The organism is Modestobacter marinus, assembly GCF_011758655.1.
Taxonomy (GTDB): Bacteria; Actinomycetota; Actinomycetes; order Mycobacteriales; family Geodermatophilaceae; genus Modestobacter; species Modestobacter marinus.
This window is the reverse complement of sequence record NZ_JAAMPA010000001.1, coordinates 981,616-1,005,696: the sequence shown is the minus strand read 5'-3', so window position 1 is coordinate 1,005,696 and position 24,081 is coordinate 981,616. Positions and strand designations below refer to the sequence as shown.

General features: G+C 74.3%; 20 protein-coding genes. 14 read left to right on the top strand and 6 right to left on the bottom strand.

The window, feature by feature from the left end; genetic code table 11:
* The first annotated feature begins 67 nt into the window (after positions 1-67).
* The 6 genes from FB380_RS04680 to FB380_RS04655 all read left to right on the top strand — a co-directional run bounded on the left by FB380_RS04680 (position 68) and on the right by FB380_RS04655 (position 9,633).
* Positions 68-2,869 (top strand): hybrid sensor histidine kinase/response regulator, encoded by a 2,802-nt coding sequence (locus FB380_RS04680; protein WP_166754059.1) that lies wholly within the window; start codon positions 68-70, stop codon positions 2,867-2,869.
* A 49-nt stretch (positions 2,870-2,918) separates the two neighbouring features.
* Positions 2,919-4,223, top strand: a complete 1,305-nt coding sequence (gene serS, locus FB380_RS04675) for a serine--tRNA ligase (protein WP_166754058.1) — start codon at positions 2,919-2,921, stop codon at positions 4,221-4,223.
* Positions 4,220-5,173, top strand: a complete 954-nt coding sequence (locus tag FB380_RS04670; protein ID WP_166754057.1) for an HAD family hydrolase — start codon at positions 4,220-4,222, stop codon at positions 5,171-5,173. The genes serS and FB380_RS04670 overlap by 4 nt, the downstream gene beginning before the upstream one ends.
* Positions 5,166-5,975 (top strand): HAD family hydrolase, encoded by an 810-nt coding sequence (locus FB380_RS04665; protein WP_166754056.1) that lies wholly within the window; start codon positions 5,166-5,168, stop codon positions 5,973-5,975. The genes FB380_RS04670 and FB380_RS04665 overlap by 8 nt, the downstream gene beginning before the upstream one ends.
* Before the next feature lie 58 nt (positions 5,976-6,033).
* Positions 6,034-7,764: a methyl-accepting chemotaxis protein gene (locus FB380_RS04660; protein ID WP_229681978.1), complete on the top strand. Its 1,731-nt coding sequence runs from the start codon at positions 6,034-6,036 to the stop codon at positions 7,762-7,764.
* Between the two features lie 303 nt (positions 7,765-8,067).
* Positions 8,068-9,633, top strand: coding sequence for a methyl-accepting chemotaxis protein (locus tag FB380_RS04655; RefSeq protein ID WP_229681977.1), 1,566 nt, complete (start codon positions 8,068-8,070; stop codon positions 9,631-9,633).
* A gap of 106 nt (positions 9,634-9,739) precedes the next feature.
* Here FB380_RS04655 and FB380_RS04650 read toward each other — a convergent pair whose 3' ends face one another.
* The gene (locus FB380_RS04650; protein WP_166754054.1) at positions 9,740-11,221 is read right to left on the bottom strand and encodes a sigma-54-dependent transcriptional regulator family protein; all 1,482 of its coding nucleotides are present in this window, start codon (positions 11,219-11,221) and stop codon (positions 9,740-9,742) included.
* A gap of 178 nt (positions 11,222-11,399) precedes the next feature.
* Between FB380_RS04650 and FB380_RS04645 the strand changes: the two genes are divergently transcribed.
* The 5 genes from FB380_RS04645 to FB380_RS04625 are packed head-to-tail and all read left to right on the top strand — an operon-like array spanning position 11,400 to position 16,391.
* The gene (locus tag FB380_RS04645; RefSeq protein WP_166754053.1) at positions 11,400-11,867 is read left to right on the top strand and encodes a diol dehydratase small subunit; all 468 of its coding nucleotides are present in this window, start codon (positions 11,400-11,402) and stop codon (positions 11,865-11,867) included.
* Entirely contained in the window at positions 11,864-13,576 is a 1,713-nt protein-coding gene (locus tag FB380_RS04640; protein ID WP_166754052.1) for a propanediol/glycerol family dehydratase large subunit, read from the top strand. The genes FB380_RS04645 and FB380_RS04640 overlap by 4 nt, the downstream gene beginning before the upstream one ends.
* A 1-nt stretch (position 13,577) precedes the next feature.
* A complete protein-coding gene (locus FB380_RS04635; protein WP_166754051.1) occupies positions 13,578-14,162 on the top strand; it encodes a propanediol/glycerol family dehydratase medium subunit in 585 nt (194 codons plus the stop codon).
* A 1-nt stretch (position 14,163) separates the two neighbouring features.
* Positions 14,164-16,044 (top strand): diol dehydratase reactivase subunit alpha, encoded by a 1,881-nt coding sequence (locus FB380_RS04630; RefSeq protein ID WP_166754050.1) that lies wholly within the window; start codon positions 14,164-14,166, stop codon positions 16,042-16,044.
* A complete protein-coding gene (locus tag FB380_RS04625; protein ID WP_166754049.1) occupies positions 16,029-16,391 on the top strand; it encodes a glycerol dehydratase reactivase beta/small subunit family protein in 363 nt (120 codons plus the stop codon). The genes FB380_RS04630 and FB380_RS04625 overlap by 16 nt, the downstream gene beginning before the upstream one ends.
* 127 nt (positions 16,392-16,518) lie before the next feature.
* On the opposite strand, the gene FB380_RS04620 is transcribed toward FB380_RS04625, so the two are convergent.
* Positions 16,519-17,049, bottom strand: coding sequence for a bacterial proteasome activator family protein (locus FB380_RS04620; protein ID WP_166754048.1), 531 nt, complete (start codon positions 17,047-17,049; stop codon positions 16,519-16,521).
* Between the two features lie 139 nt (positions 17,050-17,188).
* Here FB380_RS04620 and FB380_RS04615 point away from each other — a divergent pair, with 139 nt between their 5' ends.
* Complete coding sequence (locus FB380_RS04615) at positions 17,189-18,406, top strand: cysteine desulfurase-like protein (protein ID WP_166754047.1); 1,218 nt, start codon at positions 17,189-17,191, stop codon at positions 18,404-18,406.
* Positions 18,407-18,515: 109 nt separating this feature from the next.
* Here FB380_RS04615 and FB380_RS04610 read toward each other — a convergent pair whose 3' ends face one another.
* The 4 genes from FB380_RS04610 to folP form a co-directional block, all read right to left on the bottom strand.
* Complete coding sequence (locus tag FB380_RS04610) at positions 18,516-19,505, bottom strand: NAD(P)H-quinone oxidoreductase (RefSeq protein WP_166754046.1); 990 nt, start codon at positions 19,503-19,505, stop codon at positions 18,516-18,518.
* A 173-nt stretch (positions 19,506-19,678) separates the two neighbouring features.
* Positions 19,679-21,274 carry a 4-coumarate--CoA ligase family protein gene (locus FB380_RS04605; protein ID WP_166754045.1) on the bottom strand — a complete coding sequence of 532 codons (1,596 nt, stop codon included), beginning with the start codon at positions 21,272-21,274 and terminating at the stop codon, positions 19,679-19,681.
* 137 nt (positions 21,275-21,411) lie between these two features.
* A complete protein-coding gene (locus FB380_RS04600) occupies positions 21,412-21,837 on the bottom strand; it encodes a PaaI family thioesterase (protein ID WP_166754044.1) in 426 nt (141 codons plus the stop codon).
* A gap of 157 nt (positions 21,838-21,994) precedes the next feature.
* A complete protein-coding gene (gene folP, locus FB380_RS04595; RefSeq protein ID WP_166754043.1) occupies positions 21,995-22,876 on the bottom strand; it encodes a dihydropteroate synthase in 882 nt (293 codons plus the stop codon).
* 11 nt (positions 22,877-22,887) lie between these two features.
* On the opposite strand from folP, the gene FB380_RS04590 reads away from it, so the two are divergent.
* Both FB380_RS04590 and FB380_RS04585 read left to right on the top strand, forming a co-directional pair.
* Positions 22,888-23,433: a DinB family protein gene (locus FB380_RS04590; RefSeq protein WP_188959551.1), complete on the top strand. Its 546-nt coding sequence runs from the start codon at positions 22,888-22,890 to the stop codon at positions 23,431-23,433.
* Positions 23,434-23,502: 69 nt separating this feature from the next.
* Positions 23,503-24,042, top strand: coding sequence for a DinB family protein (locus FB380_RS04585; RefSeq protein WP_166754042.1), 540 nt, complete (start codon positions 23,503-23,505; stop codon positions 24,040-24,042).
* The last annotated feature ends 39 nt before the right edge of the window (positions 24,043-24,081 follow it).

Sequence of the window (24,081 nt, the reverse complement as noted above, 5' to 3'; positions counted from 1 at the left end):
CTGAAGCGGTCACCGGGCCAGCCCCGTCCGCCTCAAGGAACCGGCCCCCGCGGTCGATCTGGAGGGGGTGACCGCCGAGCAGCACCTCCCGACGTCCCCCGGGCGTCCCCTCCGCGTCCTCCTGCGGCGTCCGCTGCTGGTCGGGCTGGCCGCGCTGACCACCGTCGCGCTGACGACGCTGGGCCTGGCCGTGCTCGCCGTGGTGGTGCTGGGCGAGCGGGTCGACCGGGCCAACGAGACGCTCAGCGCCCTGCAGGACAGCCACAGCGCGATGATCAACCAGGAGACCGGCCTGCGTGGCTACCTGGTCGCCCGGGAGGACCGCTTCCTGCAGCCGTACGACCAGGGCGTCGCCGACCTCGCGGAGCTGGACGCCGCGCTCGCCGTCCTGGCGGCGGAGGACGACGGGCTGCAGCAGGAGCTGGTCGGGCTGCAGGGCGCCGAGGCCCGCTGGATCGACAGCTGGGCCACCCCGATGCTGGCCGCCCCGCCGGCGATGGACGACATCGCCGCGCTGAGCGACCTGCTCAGCCGGGACAAGCAGCTGTTCGACGCCTACCGGGAGGTCCAGGCGGACGTGCGGTCCACCGTGGAGGACCGGCGCGACCGGGTGATCAGCCAGCAGCGGGTCGTGCTGCTGGGCGGTGCCGTGCTCGGTCTCCTGGTGGCGGGCGTGGTGGCCCTCGCCGTCCGCCGGGCGAACCGCGAGCTGGCCGAGGAGCTGCTGCCGCCCACCCGGGAGGTCCGGGACACCCTGGCGGCGCTGGCCGCCGGCGACGTGGCCCGGCGGGCGACCGAGAGCGGTCCGACCGAGTTCCGGGAGATCACCGGCGACGTGAACGCCCTGGGCCAGGCCCTGGAGGACCGGAACGCCCTGGTGGCCGAACGCGAGCGGGAACTGGTCGACGCGCGGGACCAGGCCGAGCGCGCCGGGCAGGCGAAGACGGCGTTCCTGGCCACGATGAGCCACGAGATCCGCACGCCGCTCAACGCCGTCCTCGGCCTCACCGACCTGTTGCTGACCACCGGCCTGACCCCGGAGCAGCGCGGTCACCTGGAGACGATCGCCGGCAGCGGCGACAGCCTGCTGACGCTGATCAACGACATCCTCGACTTCTCCAAGATCGAGGCCGGTGAGCTGGACCTGGAGACCGCGCCGTTCGACCTGCACGACCTCGTCTACGACGTCGCCCAGCTGCTCGCGCCGCAGGCCGCGGGCAAGGGGCTGGACCTGCTCGTGGACGTCCCAGCCGACCGCTCCTGGCGGTTCGCCGGGGACGGGCCGCGGTTGCGGCAGGTGGTGATCAACCTGGTCGGGAACGCGCTGAAGTTCACCACCTCCGGGCAGGTCCTGATCGGGGTCAGCGCCGGGCCCGGCGGCCCGGGCGACGAGGTCGGCTGCGCCATCTCGGTCTCCGACACCGGCATCGGCATCCCCGCCGACCAGCGCCACCGGCTCTTCCGGTCCTTCAGCCAGGTCGACACCTCCACCACCCGCTCCTACGGCGGGACCGGGCTGGGGCTGGCCATCAGCCAGCGCATCGCCCGGGCGATGGGCGGCGACATCACGGTCGACAGCCAGGCCGGCCGCGGGTCCACGTTCACCGTCCAGGTGCGGCTGGAGGCACTCGCGGACCAGCAGCCGTCCTCAGCGGCCGACCTGGCCGGGCGCCGGGTGCTGGTCGTGGACGACAACCCGACCAACCTGCGGATCCTGGACCACCAGCTGACCCAGTACGGGGCGCACTGCGTGCTGGCCCGCGGCGGCGCCGAGGCGCTGGAGGCACTGGCCGACGGCGACCCGTTCGATCTCGCCGTCCTCGACCTGCACATGCCCGGGATGGACGGCGTGGCCCTCGCCCGGGCCGTCCACGGGCGTCCGGGGACGGCGACGCTCCCGCTGGTCCTGCTCAGCAGCTCCGCCGGCGTCCAGGCCGACGAGCTGAGCGAGTTCGCCGCCCGGCTGCACAAGCCGGTCCGCCCCGACCGCCTCCTGCACACCGTGGGCACGGTCCTGGCGGCCTCGTCGACCGGGGCGGGCCTGCCGCCGCACCCGGCCCCCGGGCGGCCGGTGCGGCCGGGGCAGACCGGCCGGCTGCGAGTGCTCGTCGCCGAGGACCACGCGGTGAACGCCCGGCTGATGAGCCTCTACCTCGACCAGCTCGGTCACGACTGCGTCCACGTCGGCAACGGCGAGCAGGCGGTGGACGCCGTGCTGGAGGGCGCCTACGACGTCGTGCTGATGGACGCGCAGATGCCGGTCATGGGCGGGGTCGACGCCACCACGGCCATCCGCGCCCTGCCCGGGCCGCAGCCGGTGATCATGGCGGTCACCGCGAGTGTCCTGGCCAGCGACCGGGCGGCCTTCCTCGAGGCCGGCGCCGACCTGTTCCTGACCAAGCCGGTCCGGCTCGCCGTCCTCCAGCAGGCGCTGAGCCCCTACGCCACCGCCGGCAACGCCAGTACGTCCGTGATGGAGGCCGGGGCGGCCGTGCCGGTGGCCCCGGACGAGCTGTCGCCCCTGGACAGCGAGACGGTCGAGGAGCTGCGCGACCTCGGCGACGACGGGTTCCGGCACCTCTACGGGCAGTACGTGACGAGCCTGGAGTCCACGGTCGCCGCCCTCCTGGCCGCGGCCGAGGGCCCGGCGACGACCGGGGACGACGAGGAGTCGATGGACCGGCTGGCCCATCGGCTGAAGGGCAGCAGCGCGGCCCTCGGCGCGCTCCGGCTCGCCGAGCTCTGCCAGCGCCTGGAGGACCTGGGCGGCGACCTGTCGCCGGCGCACCAGGAACTGCTGTCCAGCCTGGACGAGGAGAGCACCCGGGTGGGCTCGGCGGTGCGGACCCTGCTGGAGGTCCCGCGGTGACCCGGGGCGCGCGAGGTCGGTCGTGGGTCCCGGCACCTACGATCACGTCGTGATCGACCTGCGCCTCGTCCGCGAGAACCCCGACCTCGTCCGCGCCAGTCAGCGTGCCCGGGGTGCCGACGAGTCCCTGGTCGACCAGTTGCTGACCGCCGACGCCGAGCGGCGGGCCGCGGTGAAGGCCGCCGACGACCTGCGCGCGGAGCAGAAGGCGGCCTCGCAGGCGGTGCGCGGCGCGTCGAAGGAGGAGCGCCCCGCCGTCCTGGAGCGGGCGAAGGCGCTGGCCGCGCAGGTGAAGGAGGCCGAGGAGGCCGAGCGCACCGCCGACGCGGCGCTGCACGCGCTGCACCTGCGCCTCCCCAACGTCGTCCACCCCGACGTGCCGCCGGGCGGCGAGGACGACGCCGTGGAGATCCGGACGGTGGGCGAGGTGCCCGCCTACGACTTCGAGGTGCGCGACCACCTGCAGATCGGTGAGGCCCTCGGCGCCATCGACATGGAGCGCGGCGCCAAGGTCTCCGGTGCCCGCTTCTACTTCCTGACCGGCCCCGGCGCGCTGCTGGAGTTCGCGCTGGCCCAGCTGGCCATCACCCGCGCCGTCGCCGCCGGCTTCGTCCCGGTGGTGGCGCCCGCGCTGGTCAAGCCCGAGGCGATGGAGGGCACCGGCTTCCTCGGCGAGCACGACGAGGAGGTCTACCGGGTCGAGCGCGACGACCTCTACCTCGTCGGCACCTCCGAGGTGGCGATCGCCGGGATGCACAGCAAGGAGGTGCTGGACCTCTCCGCCGGCCCCAAGCGGTACGCCGGCTGGTCCTCGTGCTTCCGCCGCGAGGCCGGCTCCTACGGCAAGGACACCCGCGGCATCATCCGGGTGCACTGGTTCGACAAGGTCGAGATGTTCAGCTTCTGCGCCCCCGAGGAGGCCGCCGCCGAGCACCGCCGGCTGCTGCAGTGGGAGGAGGAGTTCCTGCAGGCCCTCGAGCTGCCCTACCGGGTGGTCGACATCGCCGCCGGTGACCTGGGCACCAGCGCCGCCCGGAAGTTCGACATCGAGGCCTGGTTCCCCAGCCAGGGCACCTACCGAGAGCTCACCAGCACGTCGGACTGCACCACCTTCCAGGCGCGCCGGCTGCAGGTCCGGCACCGGGACGCCGACGGGAAGCCGCAGCCGGTGGCCACGCTGAACGGCACGCTGTGCGCGATCGCCCGCACCATCGCCTGCCTGCTCGAGGTGCACCAGCAGGCCGACGGCTCGGTGCGCGTGCCGGTGGCGCTGCGCCCCTGGCTGGGCGGCCACGAGGTGCTCACCCCGGGCATGTCGCTGGCCGCGGTCGCCGGCCCGGGCGTCCCCGCATGACCGGAGACCAGCCCCGCGGCGGTGGCCTCACCGCCCCGGCCGCGGCGGTCCACGCGCAGGAGCTGGTCGACCTCGGCGACCTCGGGTCCCGGCTGGGCAGCTGGCGACCGCGGCTGGTGGTCAGCGACATGGACGGCACGCTGCTCGACTCGGCCGGCGAGGTCAGCGGGCGCACCGCCGCAGCGATCGCCGCCTGCCGGGCCGCGGGCATCCCGGTGGTCGGCGCGACCGGCCGCGGGCCGCGGTTGCTGGAGAGCGTCCGCGCCGCGATGGCGGGCCGGGGCATCGCCGTCCTCGCCCAGGGTGGCTACGTCGTCCGGTTCGGCAGCGGTGGCGCACCGGACGAGGTGCTGCGCACCGTCGGGATGACCCGCGAGGTCGCCACCGCGGTGATCGCCTCGATCGAGGACGTCGCCGGCGAGCTGATCGTGGCGGTGGAGGACGCCGCCGAGCAGGCCGAGGCGCTGCGCCCGCTGCGGGTGCAGCACGGCTTCGACTGGCCCTACCCGGAGCCGGCGCACCTGCTGCCCCGGCACGACGTGCTGCCGGTCGGTGCGGTGCTCAAGGTGTTCCTCCGCTCCCCGCGCCTGGCGGAGGACCGGCTGGTCGCGCTGGCCCGCTCGGTGGTCGACCCGGCCGACGCCGAGCTGACCCACGCCGGGCTGGGGTTCATCGAGGTGCTCCCGCCGGGGGTCACCAAGGCCACCGGGCTGGCCGTCGTCCTCGACGAGCTGGGCGTCGGGTTCGGCGAGGTGCTGGTGTTCGGCGACATGCCCAACGACCTGCCGATGTTCGAGGCGGTCACCGCCGCGGGGGGCCGGGCGGTCGCGATGGCCAACGCCCACCCCGCCGTCCGGGCCGCCGCCGGTGACCGGACCAGCGGCCACGACGCCGACGGCGTCGCCCGCTACCTCGAGGCCCTGCTCGCACTGGAGGGAACCGTTGTCTGACTGGCGCCCGAAGCTCATCGTCAGCGACCTCGACGGCACGCTGCTGCGCAGCGACGAGACGATCAGCGACGCGACCCTGGTGGAGCTGCAGCGCTGGGCCGGCGAGGGGGTGCCGCTGGTCCTGGCCACCGGCCGCCCGCCCCGCTGGATGCTCGGGGTGCGGGACCGCCTGGGCGGCGGCACCGCGATCTGCTGCAACGGTGCGGTGCTGCTGGACCTGGACGAGTTCCAGGTGCTGGAGGAGCACCCGGTCCAGCCCGAGGTGCTCCAGCAGATCACCGGGCGGCTGCGTGAGCACCAGCCCGACACCTGGTTCGCCGTCGAGTACGGCGACCAGTTCCGGCACGAGCCGGTCTACCGGCCGCGCTGGGACCGGGACGCCCCCGGCGTCGCGGTGGCCACCCTGGCCGAGATGGTCGCCCAGCCGGTGGCCAAGCTGCTGGCCCGGCACGAGCGGATGGGCCGCGACGAGTTCGTCGCCCTGGTCGCCGACGTCGTGGAGGACACCGCCACGGTCACCTACTCCTCCTCCGACGCGATGGCCGAGATCTCCGCCGTCGGGATCACGAAGGCCTCCGGCCTTGCCCGGCTCGCCGCCGAACGGGGGCTGACGGCGGCCGACGTCGTCTACTTCGGCGACATGCCCAACGACCTGGCCGCCTTCGACTGGGTGCGCGAGGGGGGCGGCCGGGCCGTGGCGATGGCGCACGCCCACCCCGACGTGCTGGCGGCGGCCACCGACGTGACCGACTCGAACGACGCCGAGGGCGTCGCGAGGCTGCTGGCGTCCCTGCGCGCCTGACCCTGCGGTAACGGACGGGCTCGTTCCGTCAGCGGGACTCAGGTGGAATCGTTCCCGCATGGTGCCGATCCCATGGGCGGAGGGCGCGCTGGTGCGCCCGCGCTACGAGAGGCACGGCATGGACGCGACGACCCACCACCCCGCGACCCACGACCCCGGGACCCGCGACTCCGACCGGTACGTCCCTGACCCGGCGGACGAGCCCGGGGGCAACCCGCTGACCCGGCTGGGGCTGCGCGGCAGGTTGCTCGCGGCCTTCCTCACCGTTGCGCTGATGACCCTCGTCGTCGGTGGCCTCGGCATCTCCCGGATGTCTGCGCTGAGCCACCAGGCCGAGGTGGTCTACGAGGAGGGCGCCGTTCCGCTCCGCGACATCCTGCTGCTGCGTTCCACCTACTGGCAGTACCAGGCGACCATCTCCCGGTCCACGGGTGCGGGCCTCTCGCCGGAGATCGTCCAGGCCCTGCAGGAGCAGATGGTGACGATCCGGGAGACGCTGGACGGGCTGCGCGTCGACCTGGACCAGGTGGCCCTCCGGCCGGACACCGAGGCCGCGTTCCAGGACTTCCAGGCCGCGATCCAGCTCTACGACGAGACCAGCGCCCAGATGGCCGAGATCGGCGCCGCCGGCGGTGACCCGTTGTCCCTGCTGCCCACGCTGATCGAGGCCGAGACGAACGCCATCGACGCGCTCACGGCGGCCAGCGACGCGCAGATCGCGGCCACCGAGGCCACCGTCCAGGAGGCCCGCGACGCCTACGCCGCAGCGCGCACGCTGACGCTCCTCGGCGTGGTGATCGGGTTCGCGGTCTCCGTCGCGCTGGCCGTGCTGGTGGCCCGCAGCGTGACCCGGCCGGTGGAGCGCATCCGCGAGGTGCTCGCCCAGGTGACCGCCGGTGACCTGCGGGTGCGCGCCGGCCGGACCGGTGGTGCCGAGCTCGGCCAGGTCGCGGAGTCGCTGGACGAGACGCTGGATGCGCTCGGTGGCGTGCTGAGCCTGGTGAACGACTCGGCCGGGCGGCTGGCGACGGCGTCCCTGCAGCTGAACGCGGGTGCGGAGGCCATGGCCGGCAACGCGCGCAACGCCGCGGGCCAGGCCGACGTCGTGGTGGCCTCGGCCGGCGAGGTCGCCGCCAGCGTGGACACGGTGTCGACCGGGTCGCAGCAGATGGAGGCGGCGATCCGGGAGATCAGCCGGAACGCCAGCGAGGCGTCGCGGGTGGCCGGGCAGGCCGTCGCGGTCGCGGAGAACACCACCCGCACGGTCGGGAAGCTGGGTGACTCCTCGCAGGAGATCGCCACGGTGGTGAAGCTGATCAACGGGATCGCCGAGCAGACGAACCTGCTGGCGCTGAACGCGACGATCGAGGCCGCCCGGGCCGGTGAGGCGGGCAAGGGCTTCGCGGTGGTGGCCAGTGAGGTGAAGGAGCTGGCGCAGGAGACCGCCCGGGCGACCGAGGACATCTCCCGCAGGGTGGAGGCGATCCAGGGCGACACCGCCGGCGCGGTCGACGCCATCGGGGAGATCAGCACCGTGATCGGCCAGATCAACGACTTCCAGGCCACGATCGCGGCGGCGGTGGAGGAGCAGACCGCGACCACCAACGAGATGAACCGCAACGTGGCCGAGGCGGCGGGCAGCTCGCGGAGCATCGCCACCGCGATCACCGGGCTGGCGGCCGGCACGGCGGAGACCAACCAGCGGGTCGCGGAGGCCCAGCAGTCCGCGGCCGAGCTGTCCCGGATGAGCGACGAGCTCCAGGAGGCGGTCAGCCGGTTCACCGTCTGACGGAGGGCCTCCCTCCCCGGGTCAGGACGGCCCGGGGAGGGGGGTCGTCCCCGCACGTCGCCGGGCCCGGCGCCGGTCACCGCACGCGCGGTGGCCGGCGCCGTCGTCGTCCCGGGCCGGCCGGGCAGCACCGCCCGGACCGTCGCGCCCGTCACGCCGGGTCAAGGAGTGGGCGCTGCTGCCGATCAGAGAGGAGCGGGCCGCACGGGCGCGCCGTGGGCAGAAGAGGGACAGATGGACGTCATGGCGCAGGGACCGGCAACCACCGAGTCGAGGGGGGCAGGGAGGTCCCTGGCCGGCCGGGTGGGGTTGCGCGGCCGACTGCTGCTGGCGATCTTCCTGGTGGCGCTGACCACCCTGACCGTCGGGCTGGTCGGCATCCAGCGGATGTCGACGCTCAGCGACAAGGCGGAGCAGGTGTACTCGGAGGGCGCCGTGCCGCTGGACGGGCTGCGCCAGTTGCAGGCCCAGTGGTGGCAGCTGCAGACCTACTCCGCTCGGACGAGCATCCCAACCCTGCCCGCCGAGACGCTCGCCGCTTCTGCCCAGGGCTTCACCGACGGGGTGGCGACCCTGGCCGAGCAGACCGCCGCCGTCGAGGAGATGCCGCTCACCCCGCAGACGCGGGCCGCCTTCGAGACCTTCAGTGCCGGGACGCAGGAGTACCTGTCCCTGCTCGCACAGCTCCAGCAGGCCCCGCCGGGGAACCGCGCGGTGACGGGCCCGATCATCCAGGCGATGACCGCCACCCAGGCCACCATCTCCGAGGCGCTGGTCGACGCCACGGCCGCTGCCGAGGAGGCGGCCGTGGGCGAGGCGCAGGAAGCCGAGGACGCCTACACCAGTGCGCGCACCCTCACGGTGGTGATCGTCGTGGTCGGGCTGCTCGTCTCCGTGCTGCTGGCCCTGCTCGTCGTCCGGTCGGTGATGCGCCCCGTGCAGCGGGTCCGTGAGGTGCTGGACCAGGTGGCCGACGGTGACCTGAGCGTCCGCGCCGGCGCCACCGGTGGTGCCGAGATCGGCGAGGTCGCCCGGTCGCTGGACTCGACCCTGGAGTCGCTCGGTGGGGTGCTCCGGCTGGTCAGCGACTCCGCCGGCCGGCTCGCGGTGGCCTCGCAGGCGCTGAACGACGGCGCCGCCGGCATGGCGCAGAGCGCCCGGGCGGCGACCGGCCAGGCCGACGTCGTCGTCAGCTCCGCCGGGGAGGTCGCCGCCAGCGTCGACACCGTCGCCACCGGCTCCCAGCAGATGGAGGCGGCGATCCGGGAGATCAGCCGGAACGCCAGCGAGGCGTCGCGGGTGGCCGGGCAGGCCGTCGCGGTCGCGGAGAACACCACCCGCACGGTCGGCAAGCTGGGTGACTCCTCGCAGGAGATCGCCACGGTGGTGAAGCTGATCAACGGGATCGCCGAGCAGACGAACCTGCTGGCGCTGAACGCGACGATCGAGGCCGCCCGGGCCGGTGAGGCGGGCAAGGGGTTCGCGGTGGTGGCCAGCGAGGTGAAGGAGCTGGCGCAGGAGACCGCCCGGGCGACCGAGGACATCTCCCAGCGCGTGGAGGCGATCCAGGCCGACACGGCCGGGGCGGTCTCGGCCATCGGGGAGATCAGCTCGGTGATCGGCGAGATCAACGACTACCAGGCCACCATCGCCGCGGCGGTGGAGGAGCAGACCGCGACCACCAACGAGATGAACCGCAACGTCGCCGAGGCGGCGGGCAGCTCGCGGAGCATCGCCACCGCGATCTCCGGGCTCGCGGCCGGCACCCAGCAGACCAACGAGGGCGTGGCGGAGGCGCAGCGCTCGGCCGCGGACCTGGCCCGGATGAGCGACGAGCTGCAGGAGGCCGTCCGGCGGTTCACCGTCTGAAGAAGGACCCCGCTTCCCCCCACCACCTCGCGAGCTCGGCGGCGGGCCCCTGAAGCGGGGCCGCGCCAGCACGTCCCGTGGACCCGGTGGGACGCCGGTCGCGTGCTCAGTCCGACAGCAGCCGCGCCCGGCGGACGGCGACCGCGGCCGACCGCGGGTCGTCCCGGGGGAGGAGCTCGGCCAGCCGGTCGTGCACCGCGCCGTCGTGCTCACCCAGGGGGTGGGTGCTGAAGCGGTGCAGCAGCTCCGCGTCGTCGGAGTCGAGCACCGCCCGACGCAGGCCGGCGGTGAGCTCGTCGCTCAGCTGCCGGATCTCCACCGCCTCCGACCGGGGCAGGACCGGCCCGCGGCACACGCTGAGGGCGGCGGTCAGCTGCCGGGCCGCCAGCGCCCGGCCCGCCGTGCCGAAGTCGCTCGCGACCTCGGCCACCAGCCGGTAGGGCCGGGTCTGCAGCAGGTCGGCGCCGACCACGGCGCGGAGCCGGCGGATCTCCCCGCGCACCGTCGTCTGGTTCCCCCGGTCGCCGTAGAGCAGCTGGGCGAGCTGCTCCCCGGTGAGGCCCTCGGGGTGCAGCGCCAGGGTGGTGAGCAGCTCCGCCAGGCGCAGCGGCAACGGGACCGAGCGGCCGGCGACGGACACCGTGGGCGTCTCGTTCCCGGTGCACCGCAGCGACACCGGGTGCTCGACCGGGGGGTGCGGTGAGCGGGACCTGCGGACGGCGGTGCGCAGCAGGCAGCCGTCGGTCAGCCGCTCGACCCGCGCCTCCCCGCCGTCGGGCAGCCGGACCAGGTCGGTGTCGTCGAGCTGGACCCGGGCCGGCCACCGGGCGGCGGGCTCGGCGGCCACCACCCGGCCGCTCGGCGTCACGAGGGCCCCGGCGTCGCCGATCGACCGCAGGTGCCGCTGCCGCAGGCGCTCGTCGGCGATGGCGAGCCGGACCCGCAGCTGGTCCTCGGCCAACCGGGCGGTGGCCGCCACCAGCTGGGCCAGGGCTGGGTACACCGTCTGCAGCGGCCCGCTGACGTCGAGGACGCCGATGATCGCCCCGGTCTCCGGGTCGTGCACGGGGGCGGCGATGCAGGTCCAGGAGTGGTACGTGCGGACGAGGTGCTCCGCCGAGTGGATCTGCACCGGGGTGCCGACGGCGAGGGCGGTGCCCATCGCGTTCGTCCCGATGGCGGCCTCGCTCCAGTCGGTGCCGGGGAAGAGCCCGACCCGGTCCGCCCGGCCGAGGAGGTCGCGGTCGCCGTCCCGCCACAGGACGTGACCGGCGGCGTCGGTGACGAGGACCAGGTGCACCGTCTCGTCCGCGATGCCCACCAGGGCGCTGCGCAGCAGCGGCATGACCACGTTCAGCGGGTGGGCGGCGCGCAGGTCGTCGAGTTCGTCCGGTGCGTGGACCACCGGCGGCGTCCGGCGCTCCGGGTCGATCTGCGCGGCGAGGCTCCGCGCCCAGGACGCGGAGATCATCGGCCGCGGCGCGTGGACGACGGTGTCCTGACCGAGCACCGCGTCGAAGGTCTCGGCGAGCGTCCGGGCGTGCCCGCGGGGGTCCTCACCGGCCGGGTGCCCCGCATGGACGGACATCGCACCCCCGGGCGGCCTCGCAGCGCAGGCGCCGGCAGTGGCGCCGGTGCGGATCATCGCTCACCCCCCGACCCCCGGCAACCACCGGCGGCGGCCCCGGCCGTGCCGGATGCAACGGAGAGGCAACGTGCGCTGTGTCACAGTCCCGGTCGATGGACGGACGAGGAGGGATGCGTCGATGAGCACCTCGCTGGACACCGGACTGACCACCGGGGACTACCCGCTGTCGGTCAACCGGCCGGAACTGCTCCGGACGCCGACGGGCAAGCCGATCACCGCGCTCACGATGGACGCGGTCGTGTCGGGCGAGCTGTCGGCCGAGGACCTGCGGATCGCCCCGGAGACCCTGGAGCTGCAGGCCCAGCTGGCCGATGCCAGCAACCGCCCGCAGCTGGCCATGAACTTCCGGCGGGCCGCGGAGATGTGCGCGATCCCCGACGCCGAGGTGCTCGGCATGTACAACGCGCTGCGCCCGCGCGCCTCCACCGCCGCCCAGCTCACCGAGCTGGCCGACCGCCTGCAGGGGACCTGGTCCGCGCCGGTGTGCGCGGCGCTCGTCCGCGAGGCAGCCGAGGTCTACGCCCGCCGCGACCTGCTCGCCCGGCCCGACGACGCCGGCTCCGAGGACGGAGAGGACACCCCATGACCGCCACCCAGCCGCGGCCGGCGGACCAGCCCCGGCACTCGCTGCGCACCGAGGTCCTGGAGGCCCGCCCGGTCAACCTCGACGGGTTCGTCGAGGAGTGGCCCGAGAAGGGCCTCGTCGCGATGGAGAGCGACTTCGACCCGGCGCCCAGCGTGCGCGTCGAGGACGGTCGCATCGTCGAGCTGGACGGCAAGCAGCGCGCCGACTTCGACTTCATGGACACCTTCATCGCCGACCACGCCATCGACGTGGCCTCCGCCGAGGAGTCCAACGCCCTCCCCTCGGCGGAGATCGCCCGGATGCTCATCGACCCGCGGGTGTCCCGGGACGAGGTCCTCGCGGTCACCCGTGGGCTGACCCCGGCGAAGGTCCTCGACGTCGTCAAGCTGATGAACGTCGTCGAGATCATGCAGGGGATGCAGAAGATGCGCGCCCGGCGCACCCCGGCCAACCAGGCGCACTCCACCAGCGCCCGGGACAACCCCATCCAGGTCGCCGCGGACGCGGCGGAGGGGGCGCTGCGCGGCTTCGCCGAGCTGGAGACGACGCTCGGCGTCGTCCGCTACGCGCCCCTGGTGGCGATCGCGCTGCAGGTGGGCGCCCAGGTCGGCCGCGGCGGCGTGCTCACCCAGTGCGCGCTGGAGGAGGCCACCGAGCTCGAGCTCGGCATGCGCGGCATCACCGCCTACGCCGAGACGATCTCGATCTACGGCACCGAGTCGGTGTTCATCGACGGCGACGACACCCCGTGGTCCAAGGCGTTCCTCGCCTCCGCCTACGCCTCCCGCGGGATCAAGATGCGCTTCACCTCCGGCACCGGCTCGGAGGTGCAGATGGGCAACGCCGAGGGCAAGTCGATGCTCTTCCTGGAGATCCGCTGCATCCTGATGGCCAAGGGAGCCGGGGTGCAGGGCCTGCAGAACGGCTCGATCAGCTGCATCGGGGTGCCCGGCGCCGTCCCCGGTGGGCTGCGCGCGGTGGCCGCGGAGAACCTGGTGGCCAGCATGATGGACCTGGAGTGCGCCTCCGGGAACGACCAGTCGTTCTCCCACTCGGCGATGCGCCGGACCGCCCGGATGATGCCGCAGCTGCTGCCCGGCACCGACTTCGTCTGCTCCGGCTACTCGGCGGTGCCGAACGCGGACAACATGTTCGCCGGGTCGAACTTCGACACCGAGGACTACGACGACTGGAACACCATCCAGCGCGACTTCCAGGTCGACGGCGGGCTGCGGCACGTGCGGGAGGACGAGATCCTGCTCGCCCGGGGCAAGGCGGCCCGGGCGCTGCAGGCGCTGTTCGCCCACCTGGACCTGCCGGCGGTCACCGACGAGGAGGTGGAGGCCGCGACCTACGCCAACTCCTCCGCCGACTACCCGTTCCGCGACGTGCTCGCCGACCTCAAGGGCGCCCAGGCGGTCATGGACCGGGGCATCACCGGCCTGGACCTGGTCAAGGGGCTGGAGGCCGGCGGGTTCTCCGACGTCGCCGAGAACCTGCTGACCGTGCTGCGCCAGCGGGTCTCCGGGGACCTGCTGCAGACCTCCGCGGTGCTCACCGCCGACTTCACCCCGCTGTCGGCGATCAACGACCCGAACGACTACGCCGGCCCCGGCACCGGCTACCGCCTGCAGGGCGAACGCTGGGCGGAGCTGAAGAAGCTGCGGCACGTCACGTCCGCGACCGACCCCGAGAGCGAGGTGGGCTGAGATGACGACCGCCGCCCCCGACCGCACCGTCCGGCTCCGCGAGCTGTCCCCGGCGATGCGGGGCACCCGCCCCGACGAGGTGGTCATCGCCGTCTCCCCGGCCTTCGCCGGGCACTTCACCAAGACGATCGTCGACGTCCCGCACGCCGAGGTGCTGCGCCAGCTGATGGCCGGCATCGAGGAGCAGGGCGTGGCCTCCCGGCTGGTCCGGGTCCGGGAGACCGCGGACCTGGCGGCGATCGCACACCTCGGCGCCAAGCTGTCCGGCTCCGGCATCGCCGTCGGCGTGCTGTCCCGCGGGACGACGATGATCCACCAGAAGGACCTCGCCCGGCTGAGCAACCTGGAGCTGTTCCCGCAGTCGCCGCTGCTGGACCCGGCGGTGTTCCGCATGATCGGGTCCAACGCCGCGCAGTACGCCAAGGGGGAGTCGCCCCAGCCGGTGCCCACGCGCAACGACCAGATGGCCCGACCCCGCTGGCAGGCCAAGGCCGCGCTCCTGCACCTCAAGGAGTTCGAGTGCATCGAGACCGGCCGGAGCCCGGTGGAGGTCGAGGCCGTCTTCGAGCCGGCCCCCGTGGGCTGAGGTGGGGGCGCCCGGCCACGACCCGTCGTCGGCCCGGCTGGTCGTCGGCGTCGACATCGGCAACTCGACGACCGAGGCCTGCCTGGCCAGCCTCGCTCCGGACGGGTCGGTGACCTACCTGGGCGCCGACCTGACCCGCACCACCGGCGTCAAGGGCACCCCGGACAACACCGCCGGCGCGCTCCGGGTGGTCCGCGACGTGCTCGCGCGGGCCGGACGGCGGCCCGAGGAGGTGCACACCGTCCTGCTCAACGAGGCCACCCCGGTGATCAGCGGCCTGGCGATGGAGACCATCACCGAGACGATCATCACCGAGTCCACGATGATCGGGCACAACCCGACGACCCCGGGCGGGCAGGGGCTCGCGGTGGGCACCACCGTGGCGATCGCCGACCTGGCGGGGCACCCCCCGGGCGAACCGGTGGTCTGCGTGGTGCCGGTCGAATGGGACTTCGACGACGTCGCGCGGGTGGTCAACGCCGCCGTCGCCCGCGGGGTGGCAGTGGTGGCCGCCGTCCTCGCCGGGGACGACGCCGTGCTGGTCACCAACCGGCTGGACTTCCCGGTGCCGGTCGTCGACGAGGTGCGCGCGGTCGAGAAGGTGCCGCTGGGCATGCTGGCCGCGGTCGAGGTGGCCGCACCGGGCCGGACCATCCGCACGCTGTCGGACAGCTACGGGCTGGCCTCGGTGTTCGGCCTGGACCCCGACCAGACCCGGGCGGTCTCCCCGGTGGCCCGCGCACTCACCGGGAACCGGTCGGCGGTGGTGGTGCGCACCCCGTCCGGCGACGTCACCGACCGGCGGATCCCGGTCGGGGAGCTGGTGCTGCGCGGCGCGGGGCGGGAGCTCCGCGTCGACGTCGACGCCGGGGCCGAGGCGATCATGGCCACCGTCGCCCGCCTCCAGCCGCTGGACGACGTGCACGGGGAGCCGGGCACCCACGTCGGCGGGATGCTCGCCCAGGTCCGGGACACGATGACCGACGTGCTGCACGACGCCGACGGGTCGGCGGAGCCGGCGGCGATCGCCATCCGCGACGTCCTGGCGGTGGACACCTTCGTGCCCGCCGAGGTGCGCGGCGGGCTGGCCGGTGAGGTCGCGCTGGAGAACGCCGTGGCGCTAGCGGCGATGGTGCGGACCAGCCGCAGCCGGATGCAGCTGGTCGCCGACCAGGTGTCCGCCGCGCTCGGGGCCCGGGCGGAGATCGGCGGGGTCGAGGGGGAGATGGCCGTGGGCGGGGCGCTGACCACCCCCGGCGTCGACCGGCCGGTCGCCGTCCTGGACCTCGGCGGCGGGTCGACCGACGCCGCGCTGATGACCCGGGACGGGGTGTGCACCGCCGTCCACGTGGCCGGCGCCGGGGAGCTGGTGACCAAGCTGATCGACTCCGAGCTGGCGCTGGGGGACCGGGAGGTCGCCGAGGGCGTCAAGTGGCACCCGCTGGCCAAGGTGGAGAGCTTCTTCCACCTGCGGCACGAGGACGGCACGGTGCAGTTCTTCGACCACCCGTTCCCGCCGCAGGTCTTCGCCCGCGTCGTGGTGATGACGCCGGACGGCCCGGTGCCCGTCGACACCCGGCACGGCCTGGACCACGTCCGCCGGGTGCGCCGGGCGGCCAAGAGCCGGGTCTTCGTCGTCAACGCCGTCCGGGCGCTGCGGCAGGTCGCGCCCGGGGGCGACCTGCGGGCACTGGACTTCGTGGTGCTGCTGGGCGGCTCGGCGCTGGACTTCGAGATCCCCGAGCTGATCGCCGACGAGCTGGCGCCCTACGGCATCGTCTGCGGCACCGGCAACGTGCTGGGCACCCAGGGCCCGCGCACCGCCGTGGCCTCGGGACTGGTCCGGTCCCACGCGGCCGCGATGTCGTGCCCGGCCGGCTGAGCGGCGCCGCAGCGCGGCCGGCCGTCCTGGTGCACCGTCCCCCGGGTGCGCCGGCCGCGGTGCTGCGCGAGGTGCGCGCCGGCGCGGAGGAGGAAGGCGTGCCCACCGACGTCGTCGACGTGCCGGGCCGGCCGGCCGACGCCGTCGGGCTGGCGCACGCGGCCGCCCGGGCCTCGCAGCTGGAGGTGGGCATCGGCGTCGACGACGACGGCGCGGTCGCGGTGCACCACGGCAAGCTGCCCGCGCACGGCCCGGCCGCGACCACGGGCCGGGACGCCGGGCCCGGGGACTGGCGGCGGGCCGGCCGGGTCGCGGCCCGGATCGTGAAGGGCCTGCCGTTGAGCTGAGCCGGGACCAGCTGAGCCGGGACCAGCTGGGCCGGGACCAGCTACGCCGGGATCGGCTGGGCCGGGATCGGCTGGGCCGGGATCGGCTGGGCCGGGATCGGCTGGGCCGGGATCGGCTGGGCCGGGATCACAGGTACTGGCCGCCGCCGGGCCGGTGCTCCTGGGCCGGCGCACCCGGCGGGAGGGCCTTGCGACGCATCTCCTCCAGCTGGGCGCGGGCGGCCATCTGCTGGGCGAAGAGCGCGGTCTGGATGCCGTGGAAGACGCCCTCCAGCCAGCCGACCAGCTGGGCCTGGGCGATCCGCAGCTCGGCGTCCGAGGGGGTCTCGCCCTCGGTGAACGGCAGCGTGATCCGGTCCAGCTCCTCGCGCAGCTCGGGGGCCAGCCCCTGCTCGAGCTCGCGGATCGAGGAGGCGTGGATGTCGCGCAGCCGGTTCCGGCTGGCGTCGTCCAGGGGCGCCGCCCGCACCTCCTCGAGCAGCTGCTTGATCATCGTGCCGATCCGCATGACCTTGGCCGGCTGCTCGACGAGGTCGCCGACCCCGGCCATGCTGCCCTCGTCGCCGTCGGACAGGGTCATGCCCCCGACCGGCTGACCGTCCGGGCCCACGACGAGGACCTGCTGGGGACGGGGCTCACCGGTGCCTGGTGCTGTCATGCCCCCATCCTGCCCCGGCGCCGTCCGGTGCCGCCGGGTACCCGACGCCAGCGGCGCCCGCGGGCGCGGGCGGAGGCGCACCGGCGGGCGCCGCGGAGGCGGACCGATGGGCACAGCCGGAGGAACTACGCTCCCCGCCATGTCGTCGGGGGAGGGCCAGCTGGACGTGGCCCGCGTCCGGGGCCTGTTCCCCGGGCTGTCCGACGGCCTCGTGCACGCCGACGGACCCGGCGGCGCGCTGGTCCCGGAGAGCGTGGTGCGCGCCGTCTCCCAGGCGATGCGGGTGCCGATCGCCGGCCGGGGCGGCGTCTTCGCCTCCTCCGCCCGGGCCGAGCAGCTGGTCGCCGGCGCGCGGTCCGCGGTGGCCGATCTGGTGGGCGGCTCGCCTGCCGGCGTCGTCCTCGGACCGAACCTGACCACGCTGACGTACGGCGTCGCCCGGGCGCTGGCCAAGCACTGGGGTCACGGCGACGAGATCGTGGTCAGCCGGCTAGACCACGACGCCAACATCCGCCCGTGGCTGCAGGTCGCCGCCGCGCTCGGGATGACCGTGCGGTGGGCCGAGGTGGACATCGAGACCGGGGAGCTGCCGGACTGGCAGTACGACGAACTGGTCACCGCCCGCACCCGGCTGGTCGCCGTCACCGCGGCCAGCAGCGCGATCGGCACCCGTCCCGACGTCGCCGCGATCGCCGAGCGGGCGCACCGGGTCGGGGCGCTGGTCGTCGTCGACGCCGCCCACGCCGCGCCGCACGCCCCGCTGGACGTCGACGAGCTGGGTGCGGACTTCCTCCTGCTGTCGGCCTACAAGTGGTGCGGCCCGCACGTCGGCGCGCTGGTCGCCCACCCGGGGCTGCTCGAGGAGCTGGAGCCGGACAAGCTGCTGCCCGCATCCGAGCGGGTGCCCGACCGGTTCGAGACGGGCGCGCCGCCGTTCGAGCTCTACGCCGGAGTGGCGGCCTCGGTCGACCACCTGGCGGCGCTCTGCCTCGAGGCCACCGGCACGCGGCGGGAACGGCTGCGCACCTCGATGGCCGCGGTGAGCCGCTACGAGGAGCAGCTGTTCACCCGGCTGGACGCCGCGCTGCGGTCGATGGCCCACGTGCAGGTGCTGGGCGACCCGGGGTGGACGACGCCGACGCTGTCCTTCACCGTCGACCGGCTGCGCCCCCGGCAGGCGGCCACCGAGCTGGCCCGCAACGGCGTCTGTGCCTGGGACGGCGACTTCTACTCCCGGGAGCTGTTCGACGCGATCGGGGTCAACGAGGCCGGCGGCGCGGTGCGACTGGGCCTGATGCACTACAACACCGCCGAGGAGGTCGACCGCCTCGTCGAGGCCGTCGCCGACCTGCGCTGACGGACCCGTCGCCGACGGCCAGCACTGTGCGCTGAGGACCCGTCCCGCGCTCGGAGTGGGCTCTCAGCGCACAGCGCTCGGGTGCGGGCGGCGTCGGCCGCGAGCGGCGTCAGCCGGGGAGCAGCAGGACCTTGCCGATGTGGCCGCTGGACTCCAGCAGCGCGTGCGCCTCGCCGGCCCGGGACATCGGCAGCCGGCGGTCCACGATCGGCCGGACGACGCCCCGCTCGACGTCGGGCCACACGTCGTGCCGCACCGCCGCCACGATCTCGGCCTTGCCGCCGGGCCCGGTCGCCGGCCGCGAGCGCAGCGTGGTGGCGTGCACCGAGCCGCGCTTGCGCATCAGCTTGCCCAGATCGATCTTGGCCTTGGTGCCGCCCTGCATGCCGATGCCGACCAGCCGGCCGCCGGTGGCCAGCACGTCGAGGTTCCGGGCCAGGTACTTGGCCCCGATGATGTCCAGGACGACGTCCGCCCCGTGCCCGTCGGTGGCCTCCCGGACCACCTCGACGAAGTCCTGCTCGCGGTGGTCGACCAGGATCTCGGCGCCGAGCTCGCGGCAGAAGGCCAGCTTCTCCGGGCTGCCGGCCGTCGTCGCCACCCGGGCACCGGCGCGCCGGGCGAGCTGGATCGCCATCGTGCCGATGCCGCTGGACCCGCCGTGCACCAGGAAGACCTCGCCGGCCCGCAGCCTGGCGAGCATGAACACGTTGGACCAGACCGTGCAGACCACCTCCGGCAGCGCCGCGGCGGTGGCCAGCTCGACGCCGGCCGGGCGGGGGAGCAGCTGCCCGGCCGGGACGGCGACCCGCTCGGCGTACCCGCCACCGGACAGCAGCGCGCACACCTCGTCGCCCACCGACCAGCCGGTCACCTCGGCGCCGACCTCGCTGATCACGCCGCTGCACTCCAGGCCGAGGACCTCGCTGGCGCCCGGCGGGGCCGGGTAGTGCCCCTGGCGCTGCAGGGTGTCGGCGCGGTTCACCGCGGTGGCGGCCACGTCGACCAGCACCTCACCGGGCCCGCAGACCGGGTCGGGCACCTCACCCCAGCCGAGCACCTCGGGGCCGCCGGGGGAGGAGATCGTCACCGCACGCATGCCCCGACCCTAGAAGGACCCCCGTGCCCCCCGCTCCTCGCAAGCTCGCAGCGTGGCCCTGCACGGGGGCCGGAAGAACCTCGGCCGCGACGATCACGGAGCGCTGGTGACGACACGCGGCCGGTCAGCCGCGTGCCGCCACGCCCGCTCCATGATCGTCGCGGGGGTGGACCTCAGCGGTTCTTGAGGTCCTTGCGGAGGATCTTGCCGGCCATGGACTTCGGCACCTGGTCGATGAACTCGACCAGCCGGATCTTCTTGTGCGGGGCGACGTGCTCGGCCATGTAGGCCTTGATGTCGTCCTCGCTGATCTCCGAGCCCGGCGCCCGGACGACGAAGGCCTTGGGCAGCTCCTCGCCGCTCTCCTTGTCCAGCACCCCGATGACCGCGGCGTCGGCGATCTGCGGGTTGTTGAGCAGCACGGCCTCCAGCTCGGCCGGGGCCACCTGGTAGCCCTTGTACTTGATCAGCTCCTTGACCCGGTCGACCACGGTGTAGCGGCCCTCGTCGTCGACGATCGCCACGTCACCGGTGTGCAGCCAGCCCTCGCCGTCCAGCGTCTCGGCGGTGGCCTGCGGGTTGTTCAGGTAGCCCTTCATCACCTGCGGCCCGCGCACCCACAGCTCGCCGCGCTCGCCGGGGGCGGCGTCCTCGCCGGTGGCCGGGTCGATCAGCCGACACTCGGTGTTGGGCAGCGCGTAGCCGACCGTGCCCTTCGGGGTGGGGCCGGCGCCGGCCGGCTCCAGGCCCACCTCGGGGGTGGTGTGCGAGACCGGCGACAGCTCGGTCATGCCGTAGCCCTGCCCGACGCTGACGCCCTCGCTCGCGCCCTTGCGGAGCCGGTCCTGGGCGGCCTGGGCCAGCGACTCGTCCAGCGGCGCGGCACCGGAGGTGATGCTGCGCAGCGAGGAGAGGTCGAACTGGTCGACCATCGGGTGCTTGGCCAGCGCCAGCACGATCGGTGGGGCGACGAACGCCCGGGTGATCTTCTGGTCCTGGACGACCCGGAGGAACTGCTCCAGGTCGAACCGCGGCAGGGTGACGACGGCGCCGCCCCACTGCAGGCCCTGGTTCATCAGCACGGTCAAACCGTAGATGTGGAAGAACGGCAGGACGGCGATGATCCGCTCGTTGCCCTCGTCGACGCCGGCCAGCGGGCGGGACTGGGTCACGTTGGCCACCAGGTTGCGGTGGGTGAGCATGACGCCCTTGGGCAGCCCCGTGGTGCCGCTGGAGTACGGGAGCGTGATCAGGTCCTCGGCCGGGTCGATGTCCACCTGCACGGCGGGGGCGTCGGCGGTGATCAGGTCGCGCAGCGAGGCGTGGCCCTCGGCGCCGTCCATGACGATGACCTCGTCGACCGGCGACTTCTCCGTCGCCGCCAGCGCGCGGTCCAGGAACGGCGAGACGGTGACCAGCACCTTCGCGCCGGAGTCCTTGAGCTGGAAGGCGATCTCCTCCGGCGTGTACAGCGCGTTGACCGGGCTGATCACGCAGCCGGCCGCGGCGATGCCGTGGAAGACCACCGGGTACCAGATCGTGTTCGGGCTGAAGACGGCGACGACGTCGCCCTTGCGCAGGCCCCGGGCGTGCAGCGCGGCGGCGACCCGCTCGACGTAGAAGGCGAGCTCACCGTGGGTGATCGTCTCGCCGGAGAGGCCGTCGATCAGCGCGGGGCGGTCGGCGCGTTCGGCGGCGCCGCCCAGCACGAACTGCGGTACCGACAGCTCGGGGATCTCGACATCGGGATAGCGACTGGCGAACGCCACGGGTCCTCCTCGACTCAGGTGCGGTGACGCCAGTCTCACATTCGGCGTGTCGCGCGCCACACCCGGGCTACCCGCCGGTAGCTCCGAGGGGTCATCACCGCCGGAGGCGACTGGTCATCACCGCCGGAGGCGACGGGTCATCGCGGCCAGAGCACCGACTGGGTGCAGCGGAACAGCGCCAGCGTCTTCCCGGTGGCCTCGGCGGTCACCACGGCGTCCCAGACCTGCGTCGTCCGGCCGGCGTGCACGTTCGTGGCGACGGCGGAGATGCGGCCCTTCCGGGCGGTGCTCAGGTGGTTGCTCTTCAGCTCGATGGTGGTGAAGCCGCTGGACCCCTCGGGCAGCAGCGCCCGGGTCGGCAGGCCGCAGCTGGTGTCGGCGAGGGTCACCACGGTGCCGGCGTGCAGGTAGCCGTTGGGCGCCAGCAGCTCGGGCCGGACGTCCAGGTGGGAGGTGAGCCGGCCCGGCTCGTGGGTGTCGACGACGATGCCGAGCAACCCGGGGAAGGTGCCCGGCAGCAGGTCGTTGAGCTCGTCGGCGGTGTGGAACCCGGTGGCGGCCATGCCCGCAACGTAGCGATCCCGGACGCATTCCCCGTCACCGGCCGACGGCCTCTCTCCAGGGGCCCGCCGCGAGCCTGCGAGGCGTGGGGTCAGGCCCCGTCCCGAGGCTCGCCCCGAGCTCGCGAGGGGTGAGGAGGACGGGGTCCTCCCACCTTCGTCAGGCCAGGCCGCGGGTGGTGCGGGCCGGCGGCCGGTCGCCGCGGATCGAGGCCACCATGTCCAGCGTCTGCCGGGTGGCGGCGACGTCGTGCACCCGGAACACCCGGGCGCCCAGCCACGCGCTCACCGCGGTCGCGGCGAGGGTGCCGGTCAGCCGCTGGTCCACCGGCAGGTCGAGGGTCTCCCCGACGAAGTCCTTGTTCGACAGCGCCACCAGCACCGGCCAGCCGGTGGCGACCAGCTCGTCGAGCCGCCGGGTGGCCTCCAGCGAGTGCCGGGTGTTCTTGCCGAAGTCGTGCCCGGGGTCGATCAGCACCCGCTCGGGGTCGACGCCGGCGGCCACCGCGGCCTCGGCGAGCGCCGTCGTCCGCCGGATGACGTCGGCGACCACGTCGTCGTAGGTCACCCGGTGCGGCCGGGTGCGGGGCGGGAGGCCGCCGGCGTGGGTGCAGACGATGCCCGCGCCGGCCTCGGCGGCGACGTGCGCGAGCTGCGGGTCGACCCCGCCCCAGGCGTCGTTGACCACGTCGGCGCCGGCGGCCAGCGCCTCCCGGCCGACCTCGGCCCGCCAGGTGTCGATGGAGATCGGCAGCTGCGGGTGGGCCGCCCGGATCGCCGCGACCAGGTCCACGGTCCGGCGGATCTCCTCGGCCGGGTCCACCTCCGCGCCGGGGGCGGCCTTCACCCCACCGACGTCCACCATGTCCGCGCCCTCGGCGACCACCTGGTCGACCCGGGCCAGCGCCGCGTCCAGCCCGAAGGTGGCGCCGCCGTCGTAGAACGAGTCCGGCGTGCGGTTCACGATCGCCATGACGACCAGCCCGCCGTCGGGGACGTCGAGGGGGCCGATGCGCAGCACCGGGACAGCCAACCACGCCATGATCTGCGGTCATGACCGACTTCGTGCACGCCCCCGAGCGCGTCGACCCGCCGTACCGGGACGCCGAACGCCCCGCGGTGCGGGCCTGGCTGGAGTACCAGCGGGGCACCCTGCTGACCAAGTGCGCCGGGCTGACGCCCGAGCAGCTGGGGGAGCGGTCGGTGCCGCCGTCGTCGATGAGCCTGCGCGGGCTGGTCCGGCACATGACCGAGGTGGAGCGGGGCTGGTTCCGGAAGGTGCTGGACGGCCAGGACCGCGCCCTCCTCTACTGCTCGGACGACGACCCGGACGGCGACTTCGACGGCGTGGGCCGGGACGCCGGCGATGCGGACACGGTGGCCGCGGAGTTCGCCCGGTTCGCCGAGGAGTGCCAGGTCAGCCGGGACGTCGCCGACGGCTTCGACGCACTGGACGACCTGGGCCGGGGCCGCACCAGCCGCAGTGGGGAGCAGGTCTCGCTGCGCTGGGTGTACCTGCACATGATCGAGGAGTACGCGCGGCACAACGGCCACGCCGACCTGCTCCGCGAGCGCATCGACGGCGCCACCGGTGAGTGATCCCAGACCCCACCGACATGGCCATTCTGGTGGGGCGTGGGATCACAGTCCGCCCGGCAGACTGGCCGGGTGACCGTGGTCCCGCCCGCCCCCACCCGCGTCGTCCCGCCCTCCTCCGACGGCGAACGGGCCGCGCTGGCGGCCTGGCTGGACTTCCACCGGGTGACCCTGCTGACCAAGTGCGCCGGCCTCACCCCGGAGCAGCTGGGCGAGCGCGCCATCCCGGAGTCGGCCCTGAGCCTGCGCGGCCTGCTGCGGCACCTGACCGACGTCGAGCGCTACTGGTTCACCCGGGTGGTCGCCGGGCGCGATGCGCCGACGGTCCACTGGACCGAGGAGGAGGACGCGGAGTTCACCGGGGTGGGGGCCGACGGCGACGACCCGGCCACCGCCGTCCCGGCGGAGCTGGCTGCCTTCACCGCCGAGGTCGAGGCCAGCCGGGCGGTCGCCGCCGGGCACGGCTCGCTCGACGACCTCAGCGCCGGCCTGCGGTACGGCGAGCAGGTGACGTTGCGCTGGGTGTACCTGCACATGATCGAGGAGTACGCCCGGCACAACGGCCACGCCGACCTGTTGCGCGAACGCATCGACGGCGCAACCGGCTGGTAGCCCCGGACCACCGAAATGGCCATTTCGGTGGGCCGGGCA

Excerpts from the sequence above, each read along its gene's own strand:
- FB380_RS04670 (WP_166754057.1), top strand. The coding sequence starts at position 4,220 with ATGACCGGAGACCAGCCCCGCGGCGGTGGCCTCACCGCCCCGGCCGCG.
- FB380_RS04660 (WP_229681978.1), top strand. The coding sequence starts at position 6,034 with ATGGTGCCGATCCCATGGGCGGAGGGCGCGCTGGTGCGCCCGCGCTAC.
- FB380_RS04650 (WP_166754054.1), bottom strand. The coding sequence starts at position 11,221 with ATGTCCGTCCATGCGGGGCACCCGGCCGGTGAGGACCCCCGCGGGCAC.
- FB380_RS04645 (WP_166754053.1), top strand. The coding sequence starts at position 11,400 with ATGAGCACCTCGCTGGACACCGGACTGACCACCGGGGACTACCCGCTG.
- FB380_RS04640 (WP_166754052.1), top strand. The coding sequence starts at position 11,864 with ATGACCGCCACCCAGCCGCGGCCGGCGGACCAGCCCCGGCACTCGCTG.
- FB380_RS04635 (WP_166754051.1), top strand. The coding sequence starts at position 13,578 with ATGACGACCGCCGCCCCCGACCGCACCGTCCGGCTCCGCGAGCTGTCC.
- FB380_RS04620 (WP_166754048.1), bottom strand. The coding sequence starts at position 17,049 with ATGACAGCACCAGGCACCGGTGAGCCCCGTCCCCAGCAGGTCCTCGTC.
- FB380_RS04615 (WP_166754047.1), top strand. The coding sequence starts at position 17,189 with ATGTCGTCGGGGGAGGGCCAGCTGGACGTGGCCCGCGTCCGGGGCCTG.
- FB380_RS04610 (WP_166754046.1), bottom strand. The coding sequence starts at position 19,505 with ATGCGTGCGGTGACGATCTCCTCCCCCGGCGGCCCCGAGGTGCTCGGC.
- FB380_RS04600 (WP_166754044.1), bottom strand. The coding sequence starts at position 21,837 with ATGGCCGCCACCGGGTTCCACACCGCCGACGAGCTCAACGACCTGCTG.
- folP (WP_166754043.1), bottom strand. The coding sequence starts at position 22,876 with ATGGCGTGGTTGGCTGTCCCGGTGCTGCGCATCGGCCCCCTCGACGTC.
- FB380_RS04590 (WP_188959551.1), top strand. The coding sequence starts at position 22,888 with ATGACCGACTTCGTGCACGCCCCCGAGCGCGTCGACCCGCCGTACCGG.